The sequence below is a fragment of the Gordonia sp. IEGM753 genome (assembly GCF_050321825.1).
Classification (GTDB): domain Bacteria; phylum Pseudomonadota; class Gammaproteobacteria; order Pseudomonadales; family Pseudomonadaceae; genus Aquipseudomonas.
In genome coordinates this window covers 1,048,410-1,070,565 of record NZ_JBNQGB010000001.1, presented here as the reverse complement: position 1 = coordinate 1,070,565, position 22,156 = coordinate 1,048,410, and the positions used below count along the sequence as shown (strand labels likewise).

At 60.1% G+C, this 22,156-nt stretch carries 16 protein-coding genes; 8 read left to right on the top strand and 8 right to left on the bottom strand.

The genetic code is table 11. From position 1 onward, the window contains the following. Positions 1-35: 35 nt before the first annotated feature. The 3 genes from ACQR3R_RS04980 to ACQR3R_RS04970 form a co-directional block, all read right to left on the bottom strand. Positions 36-2,579, bottom strand: a complete 2,544-nt coding sequence (locus ACQR3R_RS04980) for an excinuclease ABC subunit A (RefSeq protein WP_428270900.1) — start codon at positions 2,577-2,579, stop codon at positions 36-38. Between the two features lie 27 nt (positions 2,580-2,606). Beyond that, complete coding sequence (locus tag ACQR3R_RS04975) at positions 2,607-4,718, bottom strand: ATP-binding protein (RefSeq protein ID WP_428270899.1); 2,112 nt, start codon at positions 4,716-4,718, stop codon at positions 2,607-2,609. 87 nt (positions 4,719-4,805) lie between these two features. Continuing rightward, complete coding sequence (locus ACQR3R_RS04970; protein WP_428270898.1) at positions 4,806-5,495, bottom strand: GntR family transcriptional regulator; 690 nt, start codon at positions 5,493-5,495, stop codon at positions 4,806-4,808. Between the two features lie 140 nt (positions 5,496-5,635). Here ACQR3R_RS04970 and ACQR3R_RS04965 point away from each other — a divergent pair, with 140 nt between their 5' ends. From ACQR3R_RS04965 to ACQR3R_RS04935, 7 genes are all read left to right on the top strand, one after another. Continuing rightward, positions 5,636-6,721: a polyamine ABC transporter ATP-binding protein gene (locus ACQR3R_RS04965; RefSeq protein WP_428270897.1), complete on the top strand. Its 1,086-nt coding sequence runs from the start codon at positions 5,636-5,638 to the stop codon at positions 6,719-6,721. A gap of 1 nt (position 6,722) precedes the next feature. Then, the gene (locus tag ACQR3R_RS04960; RefSeq protein WP_428270896.1) at positions 6,723-7,640 is read left to right on the top strand and encodes an ABC transporter permease subunit; all 918 of its coding nucleotides are present in this window, start codon (positions 6,723-6,725) and stop codon (positions 7,638-7,640) included. Then, the gene (locus ACQR3R_RS04955; protein WP_428270895.1) at positions 7,637-8,425 is read left to right on the top strand and encodes an ABC transporter permease subunit; all 789 of its coding nucleotides are present in this window, start codon (positions 7,637-7,639) and stop codon (positions 8,423-8,425) included. The genes ACQR3R_RS04960 and ACQR3R_RS04955 overlap by 4 nt, the downstream gene beginning before the upstream one ends. Positions 8,426-8,442: 17 nt before the next feature. Beyond that, positions 8,443-9,495: an extracellular solute-binding protein gene (locus ACQR3R_RS04950; protein ID WP_428270894.1), complete on the top strand. Its 1,053-nt coding sequence runs from the start codon at positions 8,443-8,445 to the stop codon at positions 9,493-9,495. Positions 9,496-9,698: 203 nt separating this feature from the next. Further along, positions 9,699-10,895 (top strand): amidohydrolase, encoded by a 1,197-nt coding sequence (locus ACQR3R_RS04945; protein ID WP_428270893.1) that lies wholly within the window; start codon positions 9,699-9,701, stop codon positions 10,893-10,895. Continuing rightward, complete coding sequence (locus ACQR3R_RS04940; protein ID WP_428270892.1) at positions 10,892-12,379, top strand: chlorohydrolase family protein; 1,488 nt, start codon at positions 10,892-10,894, stop codon at positions 12,377-12,379. The genes ACQR3R_RS04945 and ACQR3R_RS04940 overlap by 4 nt, the downstream gene beginning before the upstream one ends. 12 nt (positions 12,380-12,391) lie before the next feature. Then, entirely contained in the window at positions 12,392-13,054 is a 663-nt protein-coding gene (locus tag ACQR3R_RS04935) for a flavin reductase (RefSeq protein WP_428270891.1), read from the top strand. A 561-nt stretch (positions 13,055-13,615) separates the two neighbouring features. Here ACQR3R_RS04935 and ACQR3R_RS04930 read toward each other — a convergent pair. From ACQR3R_RS04930 to ACQR3R_RS04910, 5 genes are read right to left on the bottom strand one after another with little or no spacing between them, the layout of a single operon-like run. Next, positions 13,616-16,714, bottom strand: coding sequence for an error-prone DNA polymerase (locus tag ACQR3R_RS04930; protein WP_428270890.1), 3,099 nt, complete (start codon positions 16,712-16,714; stop codon positions 13,616-13,618). Continuing rightward, positions 16,690-18,105 (bottom strand): Y-family DNA polymerase, encoded by a 1,416-nt coding sequence (locus ACQR3R_RS04925; RefSeq protein ID WP_428270889.1) that lies wholly within the window; start codon positions 18,103-18,105, stop codon positions 16,690-16,692. The genes ACQR3R_RS04930 and ACQR3R_RS04925 overlap by 25 nt, the downstream gene beginning before the upstream one ends. Positions 18,106-18,112: 7 nt before the next feature. Next, entirely contained in the window at positions 18,113-18,730 is a 618-nt protein-coding gene (imuA, locus tag ACQR3R_RS04920; RefSeq protein ID WP_428270888.1) for a translesion DNA synthesis-associated protein ImuA, read from the bottom strand. Continuing rightward, positions 18,730-19,338, bottom strand: a complete 609-nt coding sequence (gene lexA / locus ACQR3R_RS04915) for a transcriptional repressor LexA (RefSeq protein WP_428270887.1) — start codon at positions 19,336-19,338, stop codon at positions 18,730-18,732. Before lexA ends, imuA begins: the two co-directional genes overlap by 1 nt. A gap of 47 nt (positions 19,339-19,385) precedes the next feature. Then, positions 19,386-20,303: a LysR substrate-binding domain-containing protein gene (locus ACQR3R_RS04910; protein ID WP_428270886.1), complete on the bottom strand. Its 918-nt coding sequence runs from the start codon at positions 20,301-20,303 to the stop codon at positions 19,386-19,388. A 103-nt stretch (positions 20,304-20,406) separates the two neighbouring features. Between ACQR3R_RS04910 and ACQR3R_RS04905 the strand changes: the two genes are divergently transcribed. Further along, entirely contained in the window at positions 20,407-22,149 is a 1,743-nt protein-coding gene (locus ACQR3R_RS04905) for an amidohydrolase family protein (RefSeq protein WP_428270885.1), read from the top strand. The last annotated feature ends 7 nt before the right edge of the window (positions 22,150-22,156 follow it).

The window sequence follows — 22,156 nt, the reverse complement described above, 5'->3', positions numbered from 1 at the left end:
AGCAACGTGAATGTTGAATGTGCTGCTCCCCCGGTTCACACCATACCAAGGGTTTGGGCGAGGAACGGTGCGGTGCGGCTTTTTTTGCTTTTTGCCACTTTCTGCGGTGTTCCCGCCACCACAATTTTACCGCCCTGATCGCCCGCACCGGGCCCGATATCGATCACCCAGTCACTTTGCGCCACCACGCGCATTTCATGTTCGACGACGATGACCGTGTGCCCCGCCGCCACCAGCGAATTCAACTGTGCCAGCAAACGGTCCACATCCCGTGGGTGCAAACCCGTGGTGGGCTCGTCCAGCACATACAGCGTCGCGCCGCGTTGATTACGTTGCAGCTCGGTGGCCAGTTTGATCCGCTGGGCTTCGCCGCCGGACAATTCCGTCGCCGGTTGCCCGAGTCGCAAGTACCCCAAACCAATGTCGTGCAGCACTTGCAACGAGCGGTAAATGCCGGGTTGCGCGGCGAATACCTCAACCGCTTCATCCACCGTCAGTTGCAATACTTGAGCGATGTTCAGGCCTTGCCAGGTAATCGACAACGTCTGCGGATGATAACGGGCGCCGTGACAGGTTGGGCACGGCGCGTAGACGCTTGGCATAAACAGCAATTCAACGCTGACAAAGCCTTCACCTTCACAATTGGGACAACGTCCCTTGGCCACGTTGAAAGAAAACTGGCCAGCGTCATACCCTTCAGCCTGAGCCTCTGGCGTGGAGGCAAACAGTTTGCGCACGCTATCGAACAGGCCGGTGTAGGTCGCCAGATTCGAACGAGGCGTACGGCCGATTGGTTTCTGATCAACCTGCACCAATCGCTTGATCGACGCCAATCCGTCAGTCACCTGGCCACCGCTGACTTGCGGTGCATCATCCTCAAGGCTCGGTTCTTCCGGCTCGCTTTCACTCGCCGTGCGCCCAAGATGCGCACCCACCAGTTCCAGCAGAGCCTGGCTGACCAGACTCGATTTACCCGATCCCGAAACGCCGGTCACCGAGGTAAAACAACCCAGCGGGAACTCGGCGTTCAGGTCATTAAGGTTGTTGCGGGTGATGCCCGTCAGGCGCAACCAGTCACTGGGTTGACGGCTCACGCGAGGCGCCGGGGCTTGCTCGGCAAACAAGTAAGCGCGGGTTTGCGACTGGGTCACGCTAGCCAAACCGGAGGGCGGACCGCTGTAGAGAATCTGACCGCCGTTCTCCCCCGCCTCCGGGCCAACGTCGATCAGCCAGTCGGCGCGGCGCATGGTTTGCAGGTCGTGCTCGACCACGAACAGACTGTTGCCAGCCGCTTTCAGGCGTTGCAACGCGTCGAACAATGCCTCGCCATCGGCGGGGTGCAGGCCGGCCGACGGCTCATCCAGCACGTAAATCACGCCAAACAATTGCGAACCCAATTGAGTTGCCAACCGCAATCGTTGCAACTCGCCGGAAGACAGCGTCGGCGTACTGCGCTCCAGCGCCAGGTAGCCAAGCCCCAGATCGGTCAGGGTGCTGACCCGCTCCAGCAAGTCCTGTGCAATGCGTTGTGCTGCCAGGCGTTTTTCCACCGACAAGGTTGACCCGTTCACCTGGTCGCTGTCCTCGACATAACGATGAGCCGCCACCGGTTTCAAAACCTCGGCCACCTGCAACAGCGGCATCTGCGACAACTCACCGATGTCATACCCGGCGAATGTCACCGACAACGCGGCACGCGTCAGCCGTTTACCGTCACACAACGGGCATGGGCTGCCGAGCATGAACTGCGCGACACGCCGCTTCATCAGCGCGCTCTGCGAATGGCTGAAGGTATGCAGAATATAGCGCCGGGCACCGGTAAACGTGCCTTGGTAACTGGGCTCCATTTTACGTTTAAGCGCTACTTTGGTTTCTTCCGGCGTGAGACCGGCGTACACCGGAACTGTCGGTGTCTCCTCGGTAAACAGAATCCAGTCGCGCAGCTTTTTCGGCAAATCGCGCCACGGCTTGTCGACGTCGTAGCCCATGGTCACCAGGATGTCGCGCAGGTTCTGGCCTTGCCACGCCGTCGGCCACGAAGCGACCGCGCGCTGGCGAATGGTCAGGCTGGGGTCCGGGACCATCAGTGCTTCGGTAACCTCATACACCCGGCCCAAACCATGGCATTCAGGGCAAGCGCCTTGCGGCATATTCGGCGAAAAGTCTTCGGCGTAGAGCATCGGCTGCCCCGGCGGATAACTGCCGGCGCGTGAATAGAGCATGCGGACCAGGCTCGACAAGGTCGTGACGCTGCCCACCGAAGATCGCGTACTCGGCGTTCCACGCTGTTGCTGCAACGCCACCGCGGGCGGCAGGCCTTCGATTGAATCCACGTCCGGCACGCCGACCTGATCGATCAGGCGCCGCGCGTACGGCGCCACCGATTCGAAATAGCGGCGCTGCGCTTCGGCGTACAAGGTCGAGAATGCCAGTGACGACTTGCCCGAACCGGATACGCCGGTAAACACCACCAAGGCATCCCGGGGAATGTCGACATCAACATTCTTCAGGTTGTGTTCCCGGGCACCGCGCACCCTGACCATGCTGGAAGGAGGATTTGCCGTATGCCTGGAAGTCATGGTTAGCCTTGAAAGGTCGGTAGATATTCAGCTGCCAAGCACGGAACCGATCATGCTCAATAAGGCTTGCGGTCCGTAAGGTTTACTCAACAGGAAGGTATCGGGACTGAGTTGGTGATTGCGCGAAATGATGTCGCGCGTGTGCCCCGAGGTAAACAGCACCGCCACGGGTGGGTTTTGCACTTTGGCCCACGCGGCCAGGTCCGAACTTTTGATCAGGCCAGGCATTACCACGTCGGTGAAAATCAGGTCGACCGGCTCGCCGTCCAGCAACATCTGCATCGCAGCGTCGCCATTGGCGGCAGTCAGGACTTGATAGCCTTCCTCGCGCAGCAACTCTACGGCGGTACCGCGCACGGCTTCGTTGTCTTCGACCACCAGAATCTTTTCATGGCCGACGCGATGTTGACCGTCATGCGCAGTTGTTTCGCCGGGCAGCGGGCGCAGGCACCGTGGGAAATACAGCTGCACGCGAGTGCCCTGCCCCACTTCGCTGGAGATGTCGATATGGCCGCCGCTTTGCTTGACGAAGCCGAACACCATGCTCAGGCCTAACCCGGTGCCTTGGCCGTCGGCCTTGGTGGTAAAAAACGGTTCGAACGCCTGCGCCAGCACCTCGCGAGTCATTCCCGCGCCGCTGTCGGCCACCGCGACGCGTACGTATTCGCCGGCCGTGATGCCTTTGCCCGCACAAAATTTGCGGTCAAGTACTACGTTTTCGGCAGCCAACTCGATCATCCCTTCGCCCTGCATCGCGTCACGGGCGTTGATCGCCAGATTGAGGATGGCGTTTTCCAGTTGGTTGCGATCCACGTTGATGTGCCACGACTGAGGTGCCATCCGCACATCAATCTGGATGGTTTCGCCCAATGCCCGCTGCAGCAACTCCCCCACGCCCTCAAAAATCTGCTGTGGGTTGTACACCGCTGGCGACAAGGGTTGGCGACGGGCAAATGCAAGCAACTGCGAGGACAATTTGGCACCACGCTCAACCGCCGCAATCGACGCGCTGACCCGGCGCTGCACGTTGGGGTTGTCGGGTTCATGCCGTGCCAGCAAGTGCAGATTGCCGGCGATCACCTGCAACAGATTATTGAAGTCGTGGGCCACACCGCCGGTCAAACCACCGATGGCTTCCAGTTTCTGTGCTTGACGCAGTTGTTCTTCAGCCGCCAAACGCGCCTCGACTTCATCGGTAACGCGTCGCTCCAGATTACGGGTGAACTTGAGCAACGATTCTTCAGCGATCTTGCGCTCATGGATGTCGATCAACACACCCGGAAACCGGAACGGTTCGCCTTGTTCATCGAACTCGCAACCGCCGCTGGCCAGTACCCACAGATAGCTGCCGTCAGCGCGCAACACGCGATACTCGGCGTTATAGGGTTCGCGGTTTTTTACTGACTGTTCAACCTGCTCCTGCACCCAGCTCAAATCATCGGGATGAATCCGCGATTCGGCGACAGACGCCTGCAGGTCCGTCAGGTCTTGATCGGCGGGATAGGAAAATGTCCGGGCGAAACGCTCATCACCCGATAACACACCAGACTTGACGTCCCACACGAACGAACCCAGCAAGGCGCCGGCATTCAGCGCCAGGCGCACCCGCTCGTTATCGGCTCGGTAGGCGTCTTCGGCAGCTTGGCGTCGGCGTTCGGAAATAACGTGGTCGGTGGTTTCCACCACCATCGCCATGACCCCGGCGGGTTGCCCTTCGTCGTTGGCAACCGGGCTGTAATACAGGTCCATCCACACGTCTTCAGGAACGCCGTCGCGCAACAGCACCAGTTCTTTATTGCGAAAAGACAGCGTATCGCCGCCAAGGCAGGTATCCACCACGTGCCGATTGAACTCGGCGACTTCCGGCCAACCCAGCTCTACCGGCGAACCCAGCAGGTAGGGATGACGGCCGCCGGCGAACTCCGAATAGGCATCGTTATAGATCATGTAACCGGCCCGGCCCCACAACATCACCATCGGCAACGGCGAGGCCAGCAGCAACTGCACCGCGCTGCACAGGCTTTTGGGCCAGGTTTGGATGCCACCCAGCTCGGTGGCACTCCAGTCGAATGCGCAGATGCGCCCGGCCATTTCGCCGCGCCAACCGGAACACCCGTGGCTATCAGATAGAAACTGCATTGGCTGACTCTGTGTTCCTGTAATGACACCCGTTTGTTTCGAGCATTACGCACGCCAATGGTTTCATGAAGGTCGCGCTGATTCGCGCTAAACCTCAATCAGGTGCTTGAGCGGATGGTAACCAGTTTTGAGTGTGGCGGCGACGTCGAGAATGGCCTTCTCGATGCCGTTCAGGTGCATGCACGTCAGTTCAATCGCGGCGCTTTGATTTCCAGCTTCGATGTACTCGATCAAGCGCAAGTGTTCGTCGTCGCGGCACGCTTCATGGCTGTCGTCATCGAGCGCGGCAGCGTAGAGCGAGGCACGGGAAATCAGTTTTTGAAACCAGTCCAGCAGCACCGGATTGTTAAGGCTTTGCGCCAGTTTGATGTGGAACTCGCCCAACAGATGAATCAGCCGTTCATGGTCGCCACTGCGGTGCGCTTCATCTTCCAGCAGCAAGTGATCGCGCAGGTCCTGAGTCACCGCCGTATCGCGCCTGCGGCATAGCTCGCTGACGATACCGATCTCGATCAAGCGGCGCGTTTCGAACAGCGAACGAATTTCTTCGTCACTCGGCAATGACACCGATGCACCTTTATTGGGCTCGGTAGTGACCAGTCCGTCAGCCTCCAATTGCTTGAGCGCAGCACGAACCGAAGTCCGGCTGACATTAAAAAGTTCGGCCAGCGACGCTTCGCCAAGCTTCATGCCGGGGCGCAATGAACGCTTGCTGATCGCCTCGTAAACCCCTTGGTAGACGCGATTCACCGTGGTTTCGAGTTTTTTATCGGTCATCTGAACACTCCTTTAGCGCTTAACAACCAGCCCCTGGCGATGTGCGGCCATTGAAAAAGGGGGTTGCACCAGCAGATTAATCCGGGTATTTCTAAATTGCATCCAGATATTGCATACAATAATTAGAGGATTGCACCATTATGGGTCAACCAATAGCGATCGAAGTGCGTAATGTTTCAAAGCGATATTCCGACGATCCAGCGCAAGCTCCCGCGCTGGACACCGTATCGGTAGACATCGCCGATAACGAATTCTTCACCCTGCTCGGCCCCTCCGGCTGCGGCAAAACCACCTTGCTGCGCACCATCGCCGGCTTCGAGCACGTCAGCGAAGGCGAGATCCGCCTCGCAGGCGAGCCGGTCAATCACCTGCCGCCCTTCAAGCGGAGGGTCAATACGGTATTCCAGAGCTACGCACTGTTTCCACACATGAGTGTCGCGCAGAATATCGCCTTCGGCCTGGAGATGCAGGGTCTTGATCACAAGCAAACGGCCCAGCGCGTCGATGAGATGCTGGCGCTGGTGCAAATGCAGCACCTGGCCGGGCGCAAACCGGCCGAGCTGTCGGGCGGCCAACAGCAACGCGTGGCGCTGGCCCGGGCATTGGCGCCGAAACCGAAGGTGCTGTTGCTGGATGAACCTCTGTCGGCGCTCGACCTCAAGCTGCGCAAGGAGATGCAGGTCGAACTCAAGCGCGTGCAAAAAGAAGCCGGGATTACCTTCATTTTTGTCACCCACGATCAGGAAGAAGCCCTGACGTTGTCGGATCGCATTGCCGTGATGTCCGCTGGCAAAATCCTGCAGATCGGTACCCCGAACGATATCTATGAACGGCCACAGCATCAGTTCGTCGCGCAGTTCATCGGCGATATCAATTTCATTCCCGGGCACCTGAAACGCGGCCAACAGAACGAAAACCTCTTTGTACCGAGCGGCATGCCGGTCGAAATCCCCTGCCCGGCCCAAGGCTTCGACGGCGCGCGGGTGCAACTGGCGTTCCGCCCCGAGCGCTCGCAACTGGTTGACCCGACGCAGCCGCATCACCTGCGTGGGGTGATCGAAGCGGTGCTGTATGTCGGCACCGCGACGCTGTACCAATGCCGCTTGAACAACGACATCAAAGTCATGCTGCGCGAGAACAACGAAGGCCTGAACCATGGCCGGGTAGTGGGTGATCGCGTGGCAGTCAACCTGCCGCCTCACGCCTGTTTGCTGATGGAGGCCTGAGATGAGCGTCAGCAGCACTTCTCCCGCCCTCAACCGTGCGCTGTTGCTCAGCCCGGTGGTTCTGACTTTGCTGGCGTTGATCGCTATTCCGCTGGGCATCATGGGCTACATCAGCCTGTTGCCGCGCAATGTGTATGGCGGCGTCGACTGGCAAGCCAATTGGCAATTGCAAAGCTACGTGCAGCTGTTTTATCAGGAAGGATTCGACGGTGAACTGGAGCTGAATTGGGTTTACGCGCAAGCGTTGTTGCGCTCGGTATTCCAGGCCGGTGGCACCACCGTGTTGTGTTTCCTGTTCGGATTCCCGGTGGCCCTGTGGATGTCGAGCCTGACCCCGCGCCGTCGCAACCTGATGGTGTTGCTGATCACGATTCCGTTCTGGACCAACCTGCTGATCCGCAATTACGCGTGGTTGATCATCCTGCGTGAACAAGGCTGGGTGGCGCAGGGTTTGAACGCACTGCTGCCCCAGGCCGGCGGCATCACCCTGCTCTATAACGACTTCGCGGTCAGCGTCGGGCTGGTGTACAGCTTCTTGCCGTTCATGATTTTGCCAATCTATTCAACCCTGGAAAAACTCGACTGGCGCCTGGTCGAGGCGGCTTATGACCTGGGCGCCAACCGCTGGCACGCACTGCGGCGGATCATTTTGCCGCTGTCGATGCCCGGCGTGATTGCCGGCGCGTTGCTGGTGTTCGTGCCAAGCCTTGGAGCTTTCATCACGCCGGCCATCCTGGGTGGAGGCAAGACACTGATGATCGGCAACCTGATCCAGCAACAGTTCGGCACCGCGCGCAACTGGCCACTGGGCAGTTCGCTGTCGTTCTTGCTGCTGGGCATTTTGCTGCTGTCGCTGGTGCTGTACGCCCTCTATAGCCGTAATGCCGCCAAAAACCTGCGTCGGGGAGCCAAAACATGATTGCCCTGCACCTGAAAAAACTGCCACTGACCCGCGAAGTCAGCCTGCTGATCCTGGCGTACCTGTACGTGCCGATTTTGGTGTTGATCGCCTACAGCTTCAACGCCAACCGCTCGGCAACGGTATGGACCGAGTTCTCCTTTGCCTGGTACGGGCGAATCCTGGCAAACCCGTCGATCCAGACTGCCGCGTTGAACTCGATCATTGTCGCCAGCATCGCCACGGTCTGCGCCACTGCGATTGCGCTGCTGGCCGCATTGGCGACTTACCGGCCGTTCTACGGACAGAAAATGGTCGAGGGCGGGATCAACCTGCCGCTGATCCTGCCGGAAATCGTCACGGCCGTGGCCACGCTCCTGCTGTTCATGTCGCTTGGGATCAAGCTCGGTCTGCTGACCGTGATTGTCGCGCACGTCGGCTTCTGCATTCCTTTCGCCTACTTGCCGATACGCGCACGGCTCAACGACCTGGACAAAAGTTTGCTGGAGGCAGCCAACGATTTGTACGCCAACCCATGGCAGGTGTTTCGCCGGGTGACGTTGCCGCTGTTGTGGCCGGCGGTGTTGTCCGGCTCGGTGCTGGCATTCGTGGTCAGCCTCGATGATTTCATCATGACTTTCTTTGTGGCCGGCCCCGGTTCCACCACGTTGCCGGTGTACATCTTCTCGGCGATCAAGGCCGGCGTGACACCGGAGATCAATGCGATCTCGACCTTGATGCTGGTGATTTCCATCGTGCTGGTGGTGCTGGCCTTCTGGCTGGGACAGCGCGGCAAAAACCAATGAGTCTGGAGCGTTCCTCTATGAAAATAAAAAACGTGCGTTACGGCGTCGCCGGTCTGGCCCTCAGTTGCTTCGCCGTGTTCACTGCACACGCCGACGAGCCCAAAGAGTTGTTTTTCTACAACTGGACCGATTACTACCCGGTCGACCTGCTGGCCAAGTTCGAAAAGGAAACCGGAATCAAGGTCACAATGGACGGCTACGACAGCAACGAAACGCTGCTGGCCAAACTGCAGGCCGGTGGCGCGGCGTATGACGTGATCGTGCCGTCGCAGTCGATCATGCGCACCCTGATCAATCAGGATCTGTTGCTTGAGATCGACACGCCGACACTGCCTAACTTCCAGTACGTGAAACCGGCCTTTCGCGACCCGACGTTCGACCCTGGCCGCAAGTTCTCTGCGCCGTATTTGTGGGGTACTACCGGGTTTTCGTATGACAGCGCACGGGTACCCGGCGGCAAACTGGACGATTCGTGGAAAGAGTTCTTCGAACCCCGCAAAGAGCTGCAAGGACAACTGGCCGCGCTCGATACGTCGAGCAGCGTCATCAACGCCGCCAGTCATTACTTGAATGTCGATGAGTGCAGTGAAAATCCGCAGGACGCCAAGCGCATTCTTGAATTGCTGCAAAAGCAGAAACCGTTCCTGAAGATGTACAGCTCGGACAATACCGTCGACCGCATGGCCTCTGGCGAAGTGATCATGATGCAAAACTGGAACGGCTCAACGGCCCGGGCCACGTTGCAGAAGAGCACCATCAAATATGTTTACCCGCGCGAAGGCCTGGCGATGTTCCAGGACAACTTCGCCGTACCCAAAAGTGCACCGCACCCCGGCAACGCGAAGATTTTCATCGACTGGATGATGAAGCCGGAGAACGCCGCAGCGGTGTCCAACGCCATCGCGTATGCCAATGGCATCCAGAGCGATCAGTTGCTCGACGCGAAATGGAAGGTGATGGACGCCATCAACATGCCCGACGAATTCGCCTCGCGCCTGCGCCCGGAAAAGGAATGCAGCAACAAGGCGCGCGAGCTGCAGGACCGGATCTGGTCGAAGCTCAAGGGTTGATCCACTACCGGGTCACGGCCTTCGCCGGCAAGCCAGCTCCCACAGGAATCGGGATTGCCCTGAACCTGTGATCCACACACAAACCTGTGGGAGCACAGGTTGTCATGACCTTGTGATCCACACACAAAACCCGTGGGAGCCGGGCTTGCCCGCGAAGGGGCCCGCCCAGGCAACACAACATAGAAGACCTGAATGAGGTTCGTATGACCCAATCCCGCTGGCTGCGCAATGTGCGGCCCTACGATTCCACCGCCGAAGACCTGCTGATTGAAAACGGCCGATTCACCCAACGGCGCCCTGCCTCCAGCACACCGCTGGCGGCAACCGACATCGACGGCCAGAACCAGCTGATGACCGACGCCCTGGTCGAAAGCCACGTCCACCTCGATAAAACCCTGTGGGGCCAACCCTGGCGCCCGAACAGTGCCGGTCCGATGCTGAAGGATTACATCGCCAACGAACGCCGCGTGCTGCGCGAAGTCGAGTCGCCGATTGCGCAACGGGCCGGTGCCTTGCTGGAAAACTGCATCGCAAGAGGCTCTTTGACCCTGCGCTGCCACGTCGACATCGATCCCGAATTCGGCTTGCGTCACGTCGAAGCGCTGCAGCAGTTGCGCGAAACCTACCGCGACCTGATCGACCTGCAATTGGTGGTGTTCCCGCAAACCGGGCTTATCAGCCGTCCTGGCACCGGCGAACTGATGCGTGAAGCCATGGCGCTGGGCGTGGAAAACGTGGGTGGCCTGGATCCGTGCGGCATCGATAACGACCCGGTCGCCCAGCTCGACTTCGTGTTCAAACTGGCCAGTGAGTTCGACCGAGGTGTCGATATTCACCTGCACGACAAAGGTGAATTGGGCCTGTGGCAGATTGCGCTGATTGCCGACTACACCGAACGCTTTGCGCTTCAGGGCCGGGTAATGATCAGCCACGCCTACTGCTTGGGAATGCTGCCGTGGAGCCAGGTCAAACCACTGGCGGAACGCTTGGCGGCACTGCGAATTTCCTTGATGAGTTCCGCCCCCGCCGACTGCGCCGTGCCGCCCTTCCTTGCGCTGCGCGAGGCAGGCGTGAACGTGTGCCTGGGCTCAGACGGCATTCGTGACGCCTGGTCGCCGATGGGCAATGGCGACATGCTTGAACGGGCGATGCTGTTGGCGTTCCGTTTTGACTTGAACAAGGACGACGAATTGGCCGCTGCCTTCGAAGCGGCGACGGTCAATGGTGCACGTGCATTGGGCTGTGAGGGTTATGGCCTGGAAGTCGGGCGCGCCGCAGACTTTTTGTTGATGCCAGTGCAAACGCTGGGCGAAGCTGTGGTCTCCCGTCCGCTGCGCCAGGTCTATCGCGGCGGCCAGTTGATCGCGGCCAATGGCCGACTGCTGGAAAGCCGTTTGTGAAGCGCATTGGCCTTAAAGCCACGTGTGTCGTCGGCTTCGATGGCACACAACATGTGCTGTGGCGCGACGGCGAAGTGGTGTTCGAAGGCTCACGCATCGTGTTCGTCGGCCGTGGCTATACGGCGCCAGTTGATCAATGGATTGACTACGGTAATGCATTGATCGGCCCGGGATTCATTGATCTGGACGCGTTGGGCGATCTCGATTCCACGGTGCTGACACTCGACAACGGCGATGAGCGCGACATGGGCCGCATGTGGTCCGAAGACTATTTGCGATCCGGCCCGAAGGAGAGTTACAGCGCCGACGAAGAAGTTTTCAAGTACCGCTACGCCTTCACCCAATTGATTCGCAACGGCATCACCACAGCGATGCCGATCACCTCGATGTACTACCGCGAATGGGCTGAAACCTACGACGAGTTTGCCGCCGTAGCCGACGTCGCGGCTGAGTTGGGCCTGCGAACGTACCTCGGCCCTTGCTACATGAGCGGCATGAGTTACTGGCGCGCGAATGGAACCCTTGGCCATCACTGGGATGAACCCCGGGGCCTGTCCGGGCTCGACGCTGCCGTCAGGTTTTTCAATGATTTTGATGGCGCACATGCCGGATTGATTCGCGGTGCGCTGCTGCCAGACCGGATTCAAACCTGCACCCCGACGCTGCTGCAACGCACCGCTGCGCTCAGCCGGGAGCTGGATGCACCGATGCGCTTGCATTGCTGCCAAGGGCTGGGCGAGGTGGAGATGGTGACGCAGCTTCGCGGCGTCTCACCCTTGGCCTGGCTTGCCCAACTGGACCTGTTGACCCCGCGCAGCCTGCTGCCCCATGGCATCTACACCACAGGCGATGACGACCTGCAACGGCTGGTGGACGGCGGCGCGAGCCTGGTGCATTGCCCGGTCGTGTTTGCCCGTGATGGCGAGGCATTGAACTCCTTTGGCCGTTACCGCGCCAAGGGCATCAACTTCGCCTTGGGCACCGACACCTGGCCGGCCGATTTGCTGGAGAACATGCGCCAAGGCCTGAACATTGCCCGATTAATGGAGGGCGGCGGTGCCTTGACCAGCAGCCTGGATTTTTACAACGCCGCCACCCTCGGCGGCGCCAAAGCCCTGGGCCGAGATGACCTCGGCCGACTCGCACCGGGAGCCAAGGCTGACATCACGGTGTTCAGCCTTCGAGGTCAGCATTTGGGGCCCCTGTTCGACCCGCTGAAAAATCTGATGCTGGCCGGTCGTGGTGATGATTGCATCGCCAGCTACATCGACGGCCGCTGCGTGATGCAGGACGGCCAGGTGCAAGGCGTCGATTACCCGGCCTTGCAGCGCCAGGCTCAACAACAATTCGAAAAACTGATGCGCAGTCACAGCGACCGGGCCTTTGGCCAACCGGACTGGAAAGGCCTGTTCAAACCGGCCATACCCTTTGCTGACGACTACAGCGCGCACGCGCCACTGAGCGCAATTGATCCACTTTCTTAGAGACTTCTGCCTATGCAAAGCTTCGACTTCAGCAAACTGAGCGCGCGGGACAAATACAAAATTCTGATTGGCAGCGTAGTGCCTCGTCCGATTGCATTGGTGACCACCATCGATGGCGAAGGTCGTATCAACGCCGCACCGTTCAGTTTTTTCAATGCGCTGTCCGCCGACCCGCCCATCCTTGCCTTGGGCGTCGAAAACTACGGTGACCAAAGCCCCAAGGACACCACACGCAATATCCAGCTTAATCAGGAATTCACCGTCAACATTGTCAGCGATGCCCTGGTAGAAGCCATGAACGTGTGCGCCGTGCCTTTCGCGCCCGGTTTCGACGAGCTCACGGCCGCGGGCCTGACGGCCATCCCCGGCACTGCAGTCAAATGCCCGCGTATCGGTGAAGCGCCGGTCGCGCTGGAGTGCCGACGAATGATGGCGTTGTCCATCGGGCAATCGCGCGAGATTATTTTCGGCGAAGTGTTAATGGCGCATGTGCGGGACGAGTTGATTGACCCAAAAACCCTGTACATCGATCAGTTAGGGCTCGACGCGATTGGCCGAATGGGTGGGCATGGGTACGCACGCACAAGGGACTATTTTGATTTGCCGACCCGCTCGTTGCAGTCCTGGACGGAAACGCCTGGCGGCGGCGAACGGTTTTGGCCTGCCCCCAAGTAATTCCAAGCCCTACACAAACCCGTAGGAAACCGGCTTGCCGGTGATGGCGATTCCAAAGACGCCATCGCTGGCAAGCCAGCCTCCTACGGATCGGTGGTGAGTCCCGGATGTATGTCGTTAACGCAAATCCCGTAGGAAACCGGCTTGCCGGTGATGGCGATTTCAAAGACGCCATCGCTGGCAAGCCAGTCTCCTACGGATCGGTGGTGATGCGGAATGTGTGGTGCTAACGCAAATCCCGTAGGAAACCGGCTTGCCGGTGATGGCGATTCCAATGACGCCATCGCTGGCAAGCCAGTCTCCTACGGATCGGTGGTGAGCCCCGGATTTATGTCGTTAACGCAAATCCTGTAGGAAACCGGCTTGCCGGTGATGGCGATTCCAAAGACGCCATCGCTGGCAAGCCAGCCTCCTACGGATCGGTGGTGAGCCCCGGATGTATGTCGTTAACGCAAATCCCGTAGGAAACCGGCTTGCCGGTGATGGCGATGCCAAAGACGCCATCGCTGGGGAGCCAGCCTCCTACCAAAACGGTGTTAACCGCATTCCACAAGCACACCCTCAATGGAAATCCCGGCTGCGCACGCTGATGCCGTCCAGCATTGGGCTTAAATCGCTCAGGCGTCCGGCAATCAAATGCCGGACTTCGCCTTGTTTTTCCCAGCGCCCGTCGACCTTGAGCAATTGCGAGCCAACCAACACCTGCCGTTGCCGCTCGGCGAGGTCACGCCAGACGATGACGTTGATGTTGCCGAACTCGTCTTCAAGGGTGACAAAGGTCACGCCACTGGCGGTGCCGGGGCGTTGTCGGCCAGTGACCAGACCGGCGACGCTCACGGGGCGCCCATGGTCGACCGTCATCAACTCTTTTGAGCTGCGACAGCGCAGGGCTTTCAATTCAGTGCGCAACAATGCCAGCGGATGCGGCCCGAGCGTGGTGCCGACACTGTTGTAATCGGCCAGCAAGTCTTCGCCCACCGTGGGTTTTGGCAACGACACCGCGTCTTCTTCCTGGCTCGGTAAACCGGCGAGCAAACCGAGTTGCCTTTGCACACCCGCCACTTCCCAGCGCGCCCGATGACGGTCGCCGGCCAACCCTCTTAATGCACCGGCATCGGCCAGTTGTTCCTGGGCGCGGGCATCGAGTTGCGCCCGCTCGCCGAGGTCGGCAATGTCGACAAATCCACCCCGCGAGCGCGCCGCTTCGATACGCCGGGCATCGTCTTCGCGAAAGCCCTTGATCATGCGCAAACCCATACGAATCGCTGGTTGCGCGCCGGCGATCGGTTCCAGGCTGCAATCCCAGTCGCTGGCGCGCACGTCCACCGGGCGAATCTGCAAGTGATGCCGGCGCGCGTCCTGCAGAATCTGGTCGGGGCTATAGAAACCCATCGGCCAGCTATTGATCAGCGCGCAGGCGAACGCCGCGGGTTCGTGGCATTTCAACCAGCAACTGGCGTAGGTCAGCAACGCAAAACTGGCGGCATGTGACTCGGGGAAACCGTAGCTGCCAAAGCCTTTGATCTGCTCGAAGATCTGCGCCGCAAATTCAGCCGAGTAGCCGTTCTTTTCCATTCCGGCAGCCAACCGCTTCTTGTGCGGTTCCAGCCCGCCGTGGCGTTTCCAGGCCGCCATCGAACGGCGCAACTGATCGGCCTCACCGGGGCTGTAATCGGCAGCGACGATAGCGATTTGCATCACCTGCTCCTGAAACAGCGGCACGCCCAAGGTACGTTCAAGAACCTCCTTCAGTTCCGGGGACGGATAGGTTTCGGGCTCTTCCTTGTTTCGCCGTCGCAGATACGGATGCACCATGCCGCCCTGGATAGGTCCCGGGCGCACGATGGCGACCTCGATTACCAAATCATAAAAGGTGCGCGGCTTGAGCCTGGGCAACATCGACATCTGTGCCCGTGATTCGATCTGGAACACGCCGATGGTGTCGGCACGGCCAATCATGTCGTAGGTTTGCGAATCTTCAGGAGGCACGGTGGCCAGGCTCAGGTCCTGATGACGATGGCGGCGCAGCAAATCGAAACAGCGGCGAATCGCGCTGAGCATGCCCAAGGCCAGAATATCCACCTTGAGCAGCCCGACCGCGTCGAGGTCGTCCTTGTCCCACTGGATGATGGTGCGCTCCGCCATGGCGGCGTTTTCCACGGGCACCAGGCTGTCCAGCGGCTGCTCGGAAATGACGAAGCCGCCAGGATGCTGGGACAAGTGCCTAGGGAAACCGATCAGCTGTTGCGTCAGGCTCAGCACCCGACGCAGTACCGGGCTCTCGGGATCAAAACCGCCTTCACGCAAACGCTCGACGGGCGGGGTTTCATCGCTCCAGTGTCCGCAACAATCAGCCAGGGCGTTGATCTGATCCGGCGGTAAACCCAACGCCTTGGCCACATCACGCACCGCGCCGGCCGCGTGATACGTGCTGACCACCGCCGTCAGCGCCGCACGGGTACGGCCATAACGCTGGAATACGTACTGCAAGACTTCTTCGCGCCGTTCGTGCTCGAAATCCACATCGATATCCGGCGGTTCGTTGCGCTCCTTGGAAAGAAAGCGCTCGAACAGCATGTTCATCCGGTCAGGATCGATCTCGGTGATGCCCAAGGCAAAACACACCGCCGAGTTGGCCGCCGAACCCCGTCCCTGACACAGAATTTTTTGCCGCCGGGCAAAGGCAACGATGTCCTGAACCGTCAGGAAATAGCTTTCGTAGCCCAGTTCGGTGATCAGTTTCAGTTCCTTGTCGATCAGGTTGCGCACCTTGTCACTGGCGCCTTGAGGCCAGCGTTCGCGAATGCCGCGTTCGGTCAACTCTCTCAGCCACGATGCGGCGTTATGCCCCAAGGGCACCAACTCGCGAGGGTATTGATAACGCAACTGGCTGAGGTCGAACGTGCAACGCCGGGCAATGGTCAACGTTTCATCGAGCAGCGTTTGCGGATAAATGGAGTGCAGTACATCGAGGCTGCGCACATGTCGCTCGCCATTGGGGTGCAAGCGCAAACCGGCGCCGGCCACCGGCAGGTGATGACGGATGGCGGTCATGGTGTCCTGCAAGGCACGACGGCCACGGGCATGCATGTGCACATCGCCGCTGGCCACCGCCGGGATCGCCAATGTGCCGGCCAGCGCCAGTAGCGCAGCCAGTCGCCGGGTATCGTCCTGGCCGCGATGCAACTGCACGGCCATCCAGAGTTTTTCAGTGAAGGCGTGTTTTAGCCAATGACCGCTCGCCAGGTCATCAACCGTGTCCGGCACCCATAATGCCAATAGCCCCGGCAGAGGCTCGCTAAAGTCTTCGCGCAGCACCTGATACTGACCTTTTTGCGTGCGCCGCCGGGCTCGGGTGATCAGTCGGCACAGGTGCTGGTAACCCTCGAGATTTTCCACCAGCAGCACCAGTTTCGGGCCGTTCTCGATGCGGATTTCGCTGCCGACGATCAGCGGCAGCTCTACGGATTTTGCGGCTTGCCAGGCACGGACAATCCCGGCCAAGGTGCATTCATCAGTGATCGCCAAGGCCTGATAACCCTGCTTTTTGGCGCGCTGAAACAGTTCCAGCGCACTGGAAGCGCCGCGTTGGAAACTGAAGTTGGACAAGCAGTGCAGCTCGGCATACCCGACGCTCATGCGAACCAGCCTTGCAGCCACAATGGGCCGCCCTCACCCACCGCACGATAGGCCCAACCTTGCTGGCCGGCGCGGGTTTCGATCAGGTAGTAATCGCGGCGCACGTCGGCGCCGTCCCACCAGCCGGATTCGATGCGTTCCGGGCCCATCAGGATGCGTGTCGAGCCTTCATGAACCGCCAAAGGTTCCGTCAGCAACCAGCCCGGACGTTGCGTACCCGGTAGTCCGGCACAGAGCTGAGGGTCGACATGCGCCTGCCACGCACATTCCGGCCGGTGATCGGCCTGGAAGCGCAAACCGTGCACGGCCTCGTCCCCGAGCCGCGCACGCAAGCGTTCGCGCAGCTGTTCCCAGGGCAACGACTGCTGTGGACGGTCGTCGAACAGTTCCTGGGATTGCGGAACGAAGGTCGGCAAGTCTTCGGCGCACAGGCGAAAACCGCGCACAGGCGCCTCGACCGTGACGTGCTCCAGTCGCCCCCGTGCCAATTCGAACAGCATGGCCGGATCGCGTTCGGCGCTGAGCAGGCCAACCTTGATGACGCTGTCCGGCAGGCCTGCGTGTTCCAGATGCAGGTCGAAACGCTGCACGCCGCTGTCTCGCCCGCACAGGAATGCCGACAAGTCGCCGGTCAACCGGCGTAATGGAAACAACAACGCCTGATGCGACTGAACATCAAAATTGAGTTCGATGCGCACGTCAAACCGGTCTGGCGGCAAGTAGAACGACAACGCCAAGCGTCGCGCGCCAAACAACGCATCCAGATGCTTGAGCACCTGGGCCTCGAAACGTCGCGCCAGTGTATGACGAGGCAACGCCTGCACCTGATTCAGGGTACGCAGCCCCATGCGTGACAGCGCTGTGGCGACATTGGCCTCCAGCCCGACACGGTCGATGGGCAATTGCCCAAGATGATGCTGCAAGGCTTGATCGTCGGGCACGACCAGCCCGTCATAAGCATTGGCCAGTATCCGGGCCGCCACCGGGTTCGGCGCGGCGACTATTCGATGGCGAAACCCCAACTCACTTAACTCGGTGCGCAACCGCGCCTCAAACTGTGGCCACGACCCGAACAGGCCAAGACTGGATTCGATTTCAAACACCACCGCGCGCGGGTAATGCACGCTGACCTGAGAGCTGAAGCGGTAGGCCCACGCGGCAAGAAACTGCTGCCACTGCTCGATTTCAGCGGCGTCGTATTCAGCCGTGACAAAGCCTTTGCTCAAGGCCTGAGCGGCGGTCATCGATTGGCCCGGACGCAAACCCAATGCACGCGCCGACGCATTGACCGCTTGCAACACCCGACGCTGGGCCGGGCCGGTCAACAGTGCCAGCGGCGCCTCGGGATCGCAGCGTTGACGCAGTACCGCGTCCAGCGCCAATTGCGGGAAAAGAATGCACACCCAGCGCATGGCAACCTCAATGCCCCACGGCAAAGGCAATCGGCGCTGAACGCGCCAACCCGCCCCGACACTTCAACACCCGCAATTGCGCAGGTTTGGCATCAATGGCAATGCGCAACGCCGCTGGCGAAGGATTGATGGCCTCATTGAGCGAGCGATAGGCAAATGCCAGGGTCGAACCGGTTTCCGCTGCCACCTGCAAGCGGCGCAATGCCCGATCATCGGCCTTGTGCGGCCAACACAACACCGCGCCGCAACTGCCTGAACGCAGGCATTGTTCCGCCGCCCACAGCGCATCGCGCTCACTGGCCTGAATGATCGACAACTGGCGTAAATCAACCCCGGCGCTCTGCCAGGCGTGCGGATACGGCACGTACGGCGGTGCCACCAGCACGATGCGCTCACCCGCTGCGGACAAGCGCGCCAGCGCCGGCCATACCAGTTGCAACTCGCCGACGCCCTGCCCGGCCAGCAGGATTTCGGTGAGTGCCGCTTCCGGCCAGCCGCCCGTAGGCAACGCCGCATCCAGCGCCGCATGCCCGGTGGGTTGCGGGCTGACAGTCGGCGGCGCAGGCCGGCCCTTCCAGACCTGGCCGCCATTGAACAGCGTGTCCAGCGCAACGACGGCCCCCATCACCCTTGCCTCACCAGACCGCAAAATACCCCTTCGATGGCCAGGTCCTGATCGGCTTCGACGATGATCGGCTTATACGCCGGGTTGCGCGGCAGCAGGCGAACAGCCTCGCCGACCCGCTCGAAACGTTTGATGGTGACTTCCCCGTCGAGCCGTGCCACGACGATCTGGCCGTTCAACGCTTCGGCACTATGGTGCACGCCGACCAGATCGCCATCGAGAATGCCGTCCTCGATCATCGAGTCACCCTGCACCCGCAGCATGTAGTCCGGCACCCGGGAGAAGATCGATGGGTCAAGCAGCAAGCGGCTGTGAACCTCGGCATCGGCGCCGATCGGTGCACCCGCCGCTACCCGGCCCAATACTGGAATGTCGAGCAATTCAGGCCGCGCAGGCTGCCCGAGCAAGCGAATGCCACGAGCCTGATGTGGGTTGACCTCAATGAAACCGGCGTCGGTCAGCGCCAGCACATGCTTGCGCGCCACGCTGCGGGAGGCAAAACCGAACGCCTCGCTGATTTCAGCGAGGCTCGGGGACTGACCGTGCTCCGCGATTCGATCACGGATAAACGTCAGGATGGCGGTACGGCGGGGAGTCAAAGTCGTCATGGAGTACATTTGTACTCTTTTGCGTTTTACCTGACAAGCGCCGCCAGTCAGCTCAGCCCACGGGCGGCCAGAAAGCCTGCGATGTAATCGATAAACGCCACGACTTTGGCCGTCGCCCGCCGATGGCTCGGGTACACGGCCAGGATGTGCTCGCCAAAGCTGTCCGGGTCGATCTGGTAATCGGCCATCAACCGCACCAGTCGCCCCTCGGCAATGTACGGCGCGGCACTCCACAGCGGGGTATGCAACAAACCGCGTCCGGCCAGCGCATTGGCCAGCAACAGGTCGTAATTATCGCTGCGCAATCGCGGTGTCCGGGGTTGCGGCAGGCTCAAACGCTGCCCATCACGTTCAGCCCACCAAAATTCACGGCTCAATAACGGGTGGCGGTACAGCAGCCATTCGTGCTCTTCAAGGGTTTGCGGGGTGACCGGCAACGCCTTGCGCGCCAGGTATTCTGGGCTGCCGCACAACGCCAGACGATTACTGCCGACGACGCGTGCAATCAGCCCCGGCAAATCGTCATGACCTTCGCGCAAGGCCAAGTCGTAGCCACTTTCCAGCAGGTTGACGAATTCATCGCACAGGTCCACTTCCAGATTGATCTGCGGGTATTGCTCCAGAAAGCCACCACAGACCTGGTCCAGAAAAGCCTGCCCATACGCCAGCGGCGCGGTGATTTTCAGGCTGCCGCGCAGGCCATGTTGCAGCTGTTCGATTTCATCGCCCGCCTCGTCCAGCCGTTGCAACACCTGACGCGCGGTTTCCAGGTAAAGCCGACCGGACTCCGTCAGCCGAATTCGTCGGGTACTGCGCTCGAACAGCCGGGCGCCGAGTTCCGTCTCCAGATGATTGACCGCTTTGGTCAAGGCCGATGGCGTCTTGCCGAGTTGCTCGGCGGCACGACTGAAACTGCCCAGTTGCGCCGTGACCACGAACATTTTCAATGCACCCAACTTGTCCATTCTTTTTCCATTCAGGCAAAAATGTTTTTCGTGACCCGGGCATTCTGCTCGGCGTGACAAGCCACTAATCTGGCCATCAGACGCAATAACAAGGAAACATTCAATGAAAAGATTCATCCCGAATCTATTGGTGGCCGCCGTAAGTTTTGCCTCGATGGAAGCCATGGCCGCGCCTGATCTGGTGCTGTTCAATGGCAAGATCTTCACCGCAGACCGCAGCCAACCGAAGGCGCAGGCATTGGCGGTAGAAGACGGCAAAGTGTTGCAAGTGGGCAGCGATGCGCAGATCAAAGCCTTGATCGCCGCCGACACCAAAGTGGTCGACCTGGGCGGCAAAGCCCTGATGCCCGGTCTGATCGACAGCCATTCCCACGCCATCTTCGGCGGCCTGGAGATGGCGTCGGCGAACATGGAGGATGAAGTTGTCGACCTGGATCAACTGGAAAAACGCCTGCGTGAATGGCGTGACGACGGCAAGGCCAAACATGGCGACGTGCTGAGTGTGGCCGGTATGAGTTCGGCCTATTGGGCACAAGCCGACGCGCTCGGCAAAAAGTTCAACAGCGGTGAATGGGCCGACGTGCCCGTGGTATTTACCGGCAGCGATCACCACACCGCGTGGGCCAACACTGTGATGCTCAAACGTGCCGGCATTGATGCGGCGCTGCTGAAGTCATTGCCCGCGGCTGAAAAAGACACCATCGGCCAACGCGCCGACGGCAGCCCTAACGGTTTTCTGGTCGATGCGGGCTGGGATCGGGTGGCCTCGAAGATGCCAGTGCCGAGCGCCGCCGATATGTTGAAGGCCGCGCAATCGGCCATGCGCTACAACAACAGCCTGGGCATCACGGCCTGGATGGACCCCGCCGCCAACGCCGCGCCCGGTGAACCGGTATTCGCGCTCAAGCCCACGGAAAAAACCGTGGGTGTGCTGCCGGCTTATAAAGCACTGTCTGAAACCGGCGACATGAGCGTGCACGTTGCCGCGCTGCTGGTGGCCAACCCGAAAAGTGTTCCGGCCGATCTCGACACGCTGGACAAGGTTCGTCAGCAGTTTCAGGGGATTCAGAACCTGACCCTGCCTGGTATCAAAATCTTCGCCGACGGTGTGATCGAATACCCGGCGCAGAGCGCGGCAATGATCGACCCGTATACCAATTCGCATAAACAGGGCGAATTGCTGATCGACCCCCAGCATTTTGGCGAACTGGTGAGTGCCATCGACCAACGCGGCTGGCTGGTGCACATTCACGCCATCGGCGACCGTGCGGTACGCGAATCGCTGAACGGGATCGAGCAGGCGCGCAAGGATCGCCAGAGCGGCGTGACACACTCGATCACCCACCTGCAAATCGTCAACCCGAAAGAGTTCGCACGGTTCAAGCCGCTGAACGTCATTGCCTCGATGCAACTGCTTTGGGCCAGTGCCGACGACTACACGCTGGACATGATCAAGCCGTACGTCAGCGCGCTCGCCTTTCGTTATCAATACCCGGCGCATTCCTTGTTGAAACAGGGCGCAACCATCGCGGGGGCCAGTGATTGGCCGGTGTCGTCACCGAACCCGTTCAATGCCATGGCCCAAGCCATTACCCGCGTCGGCCCATTGGGCGTGCTCAATGCCGATGAACGCCTGGACCGCGAAACCATGTTCTACGCCTACACCCTGAATGCTGCCCGCACCATTGGCCTGGAGAAGCAGATCGGTTCATTGAGCCCCGGCAAGCAAGCCGACTTCATCGTGCTGGACCGCGATGTATTCACCGTCGATAACAAAGCCCTGCACGACACCCAAGTGCTGCAAACCTGGTTTGCAGGTCGCGAAGTCTACGCGCCCGCCCTCTAACAAAAAT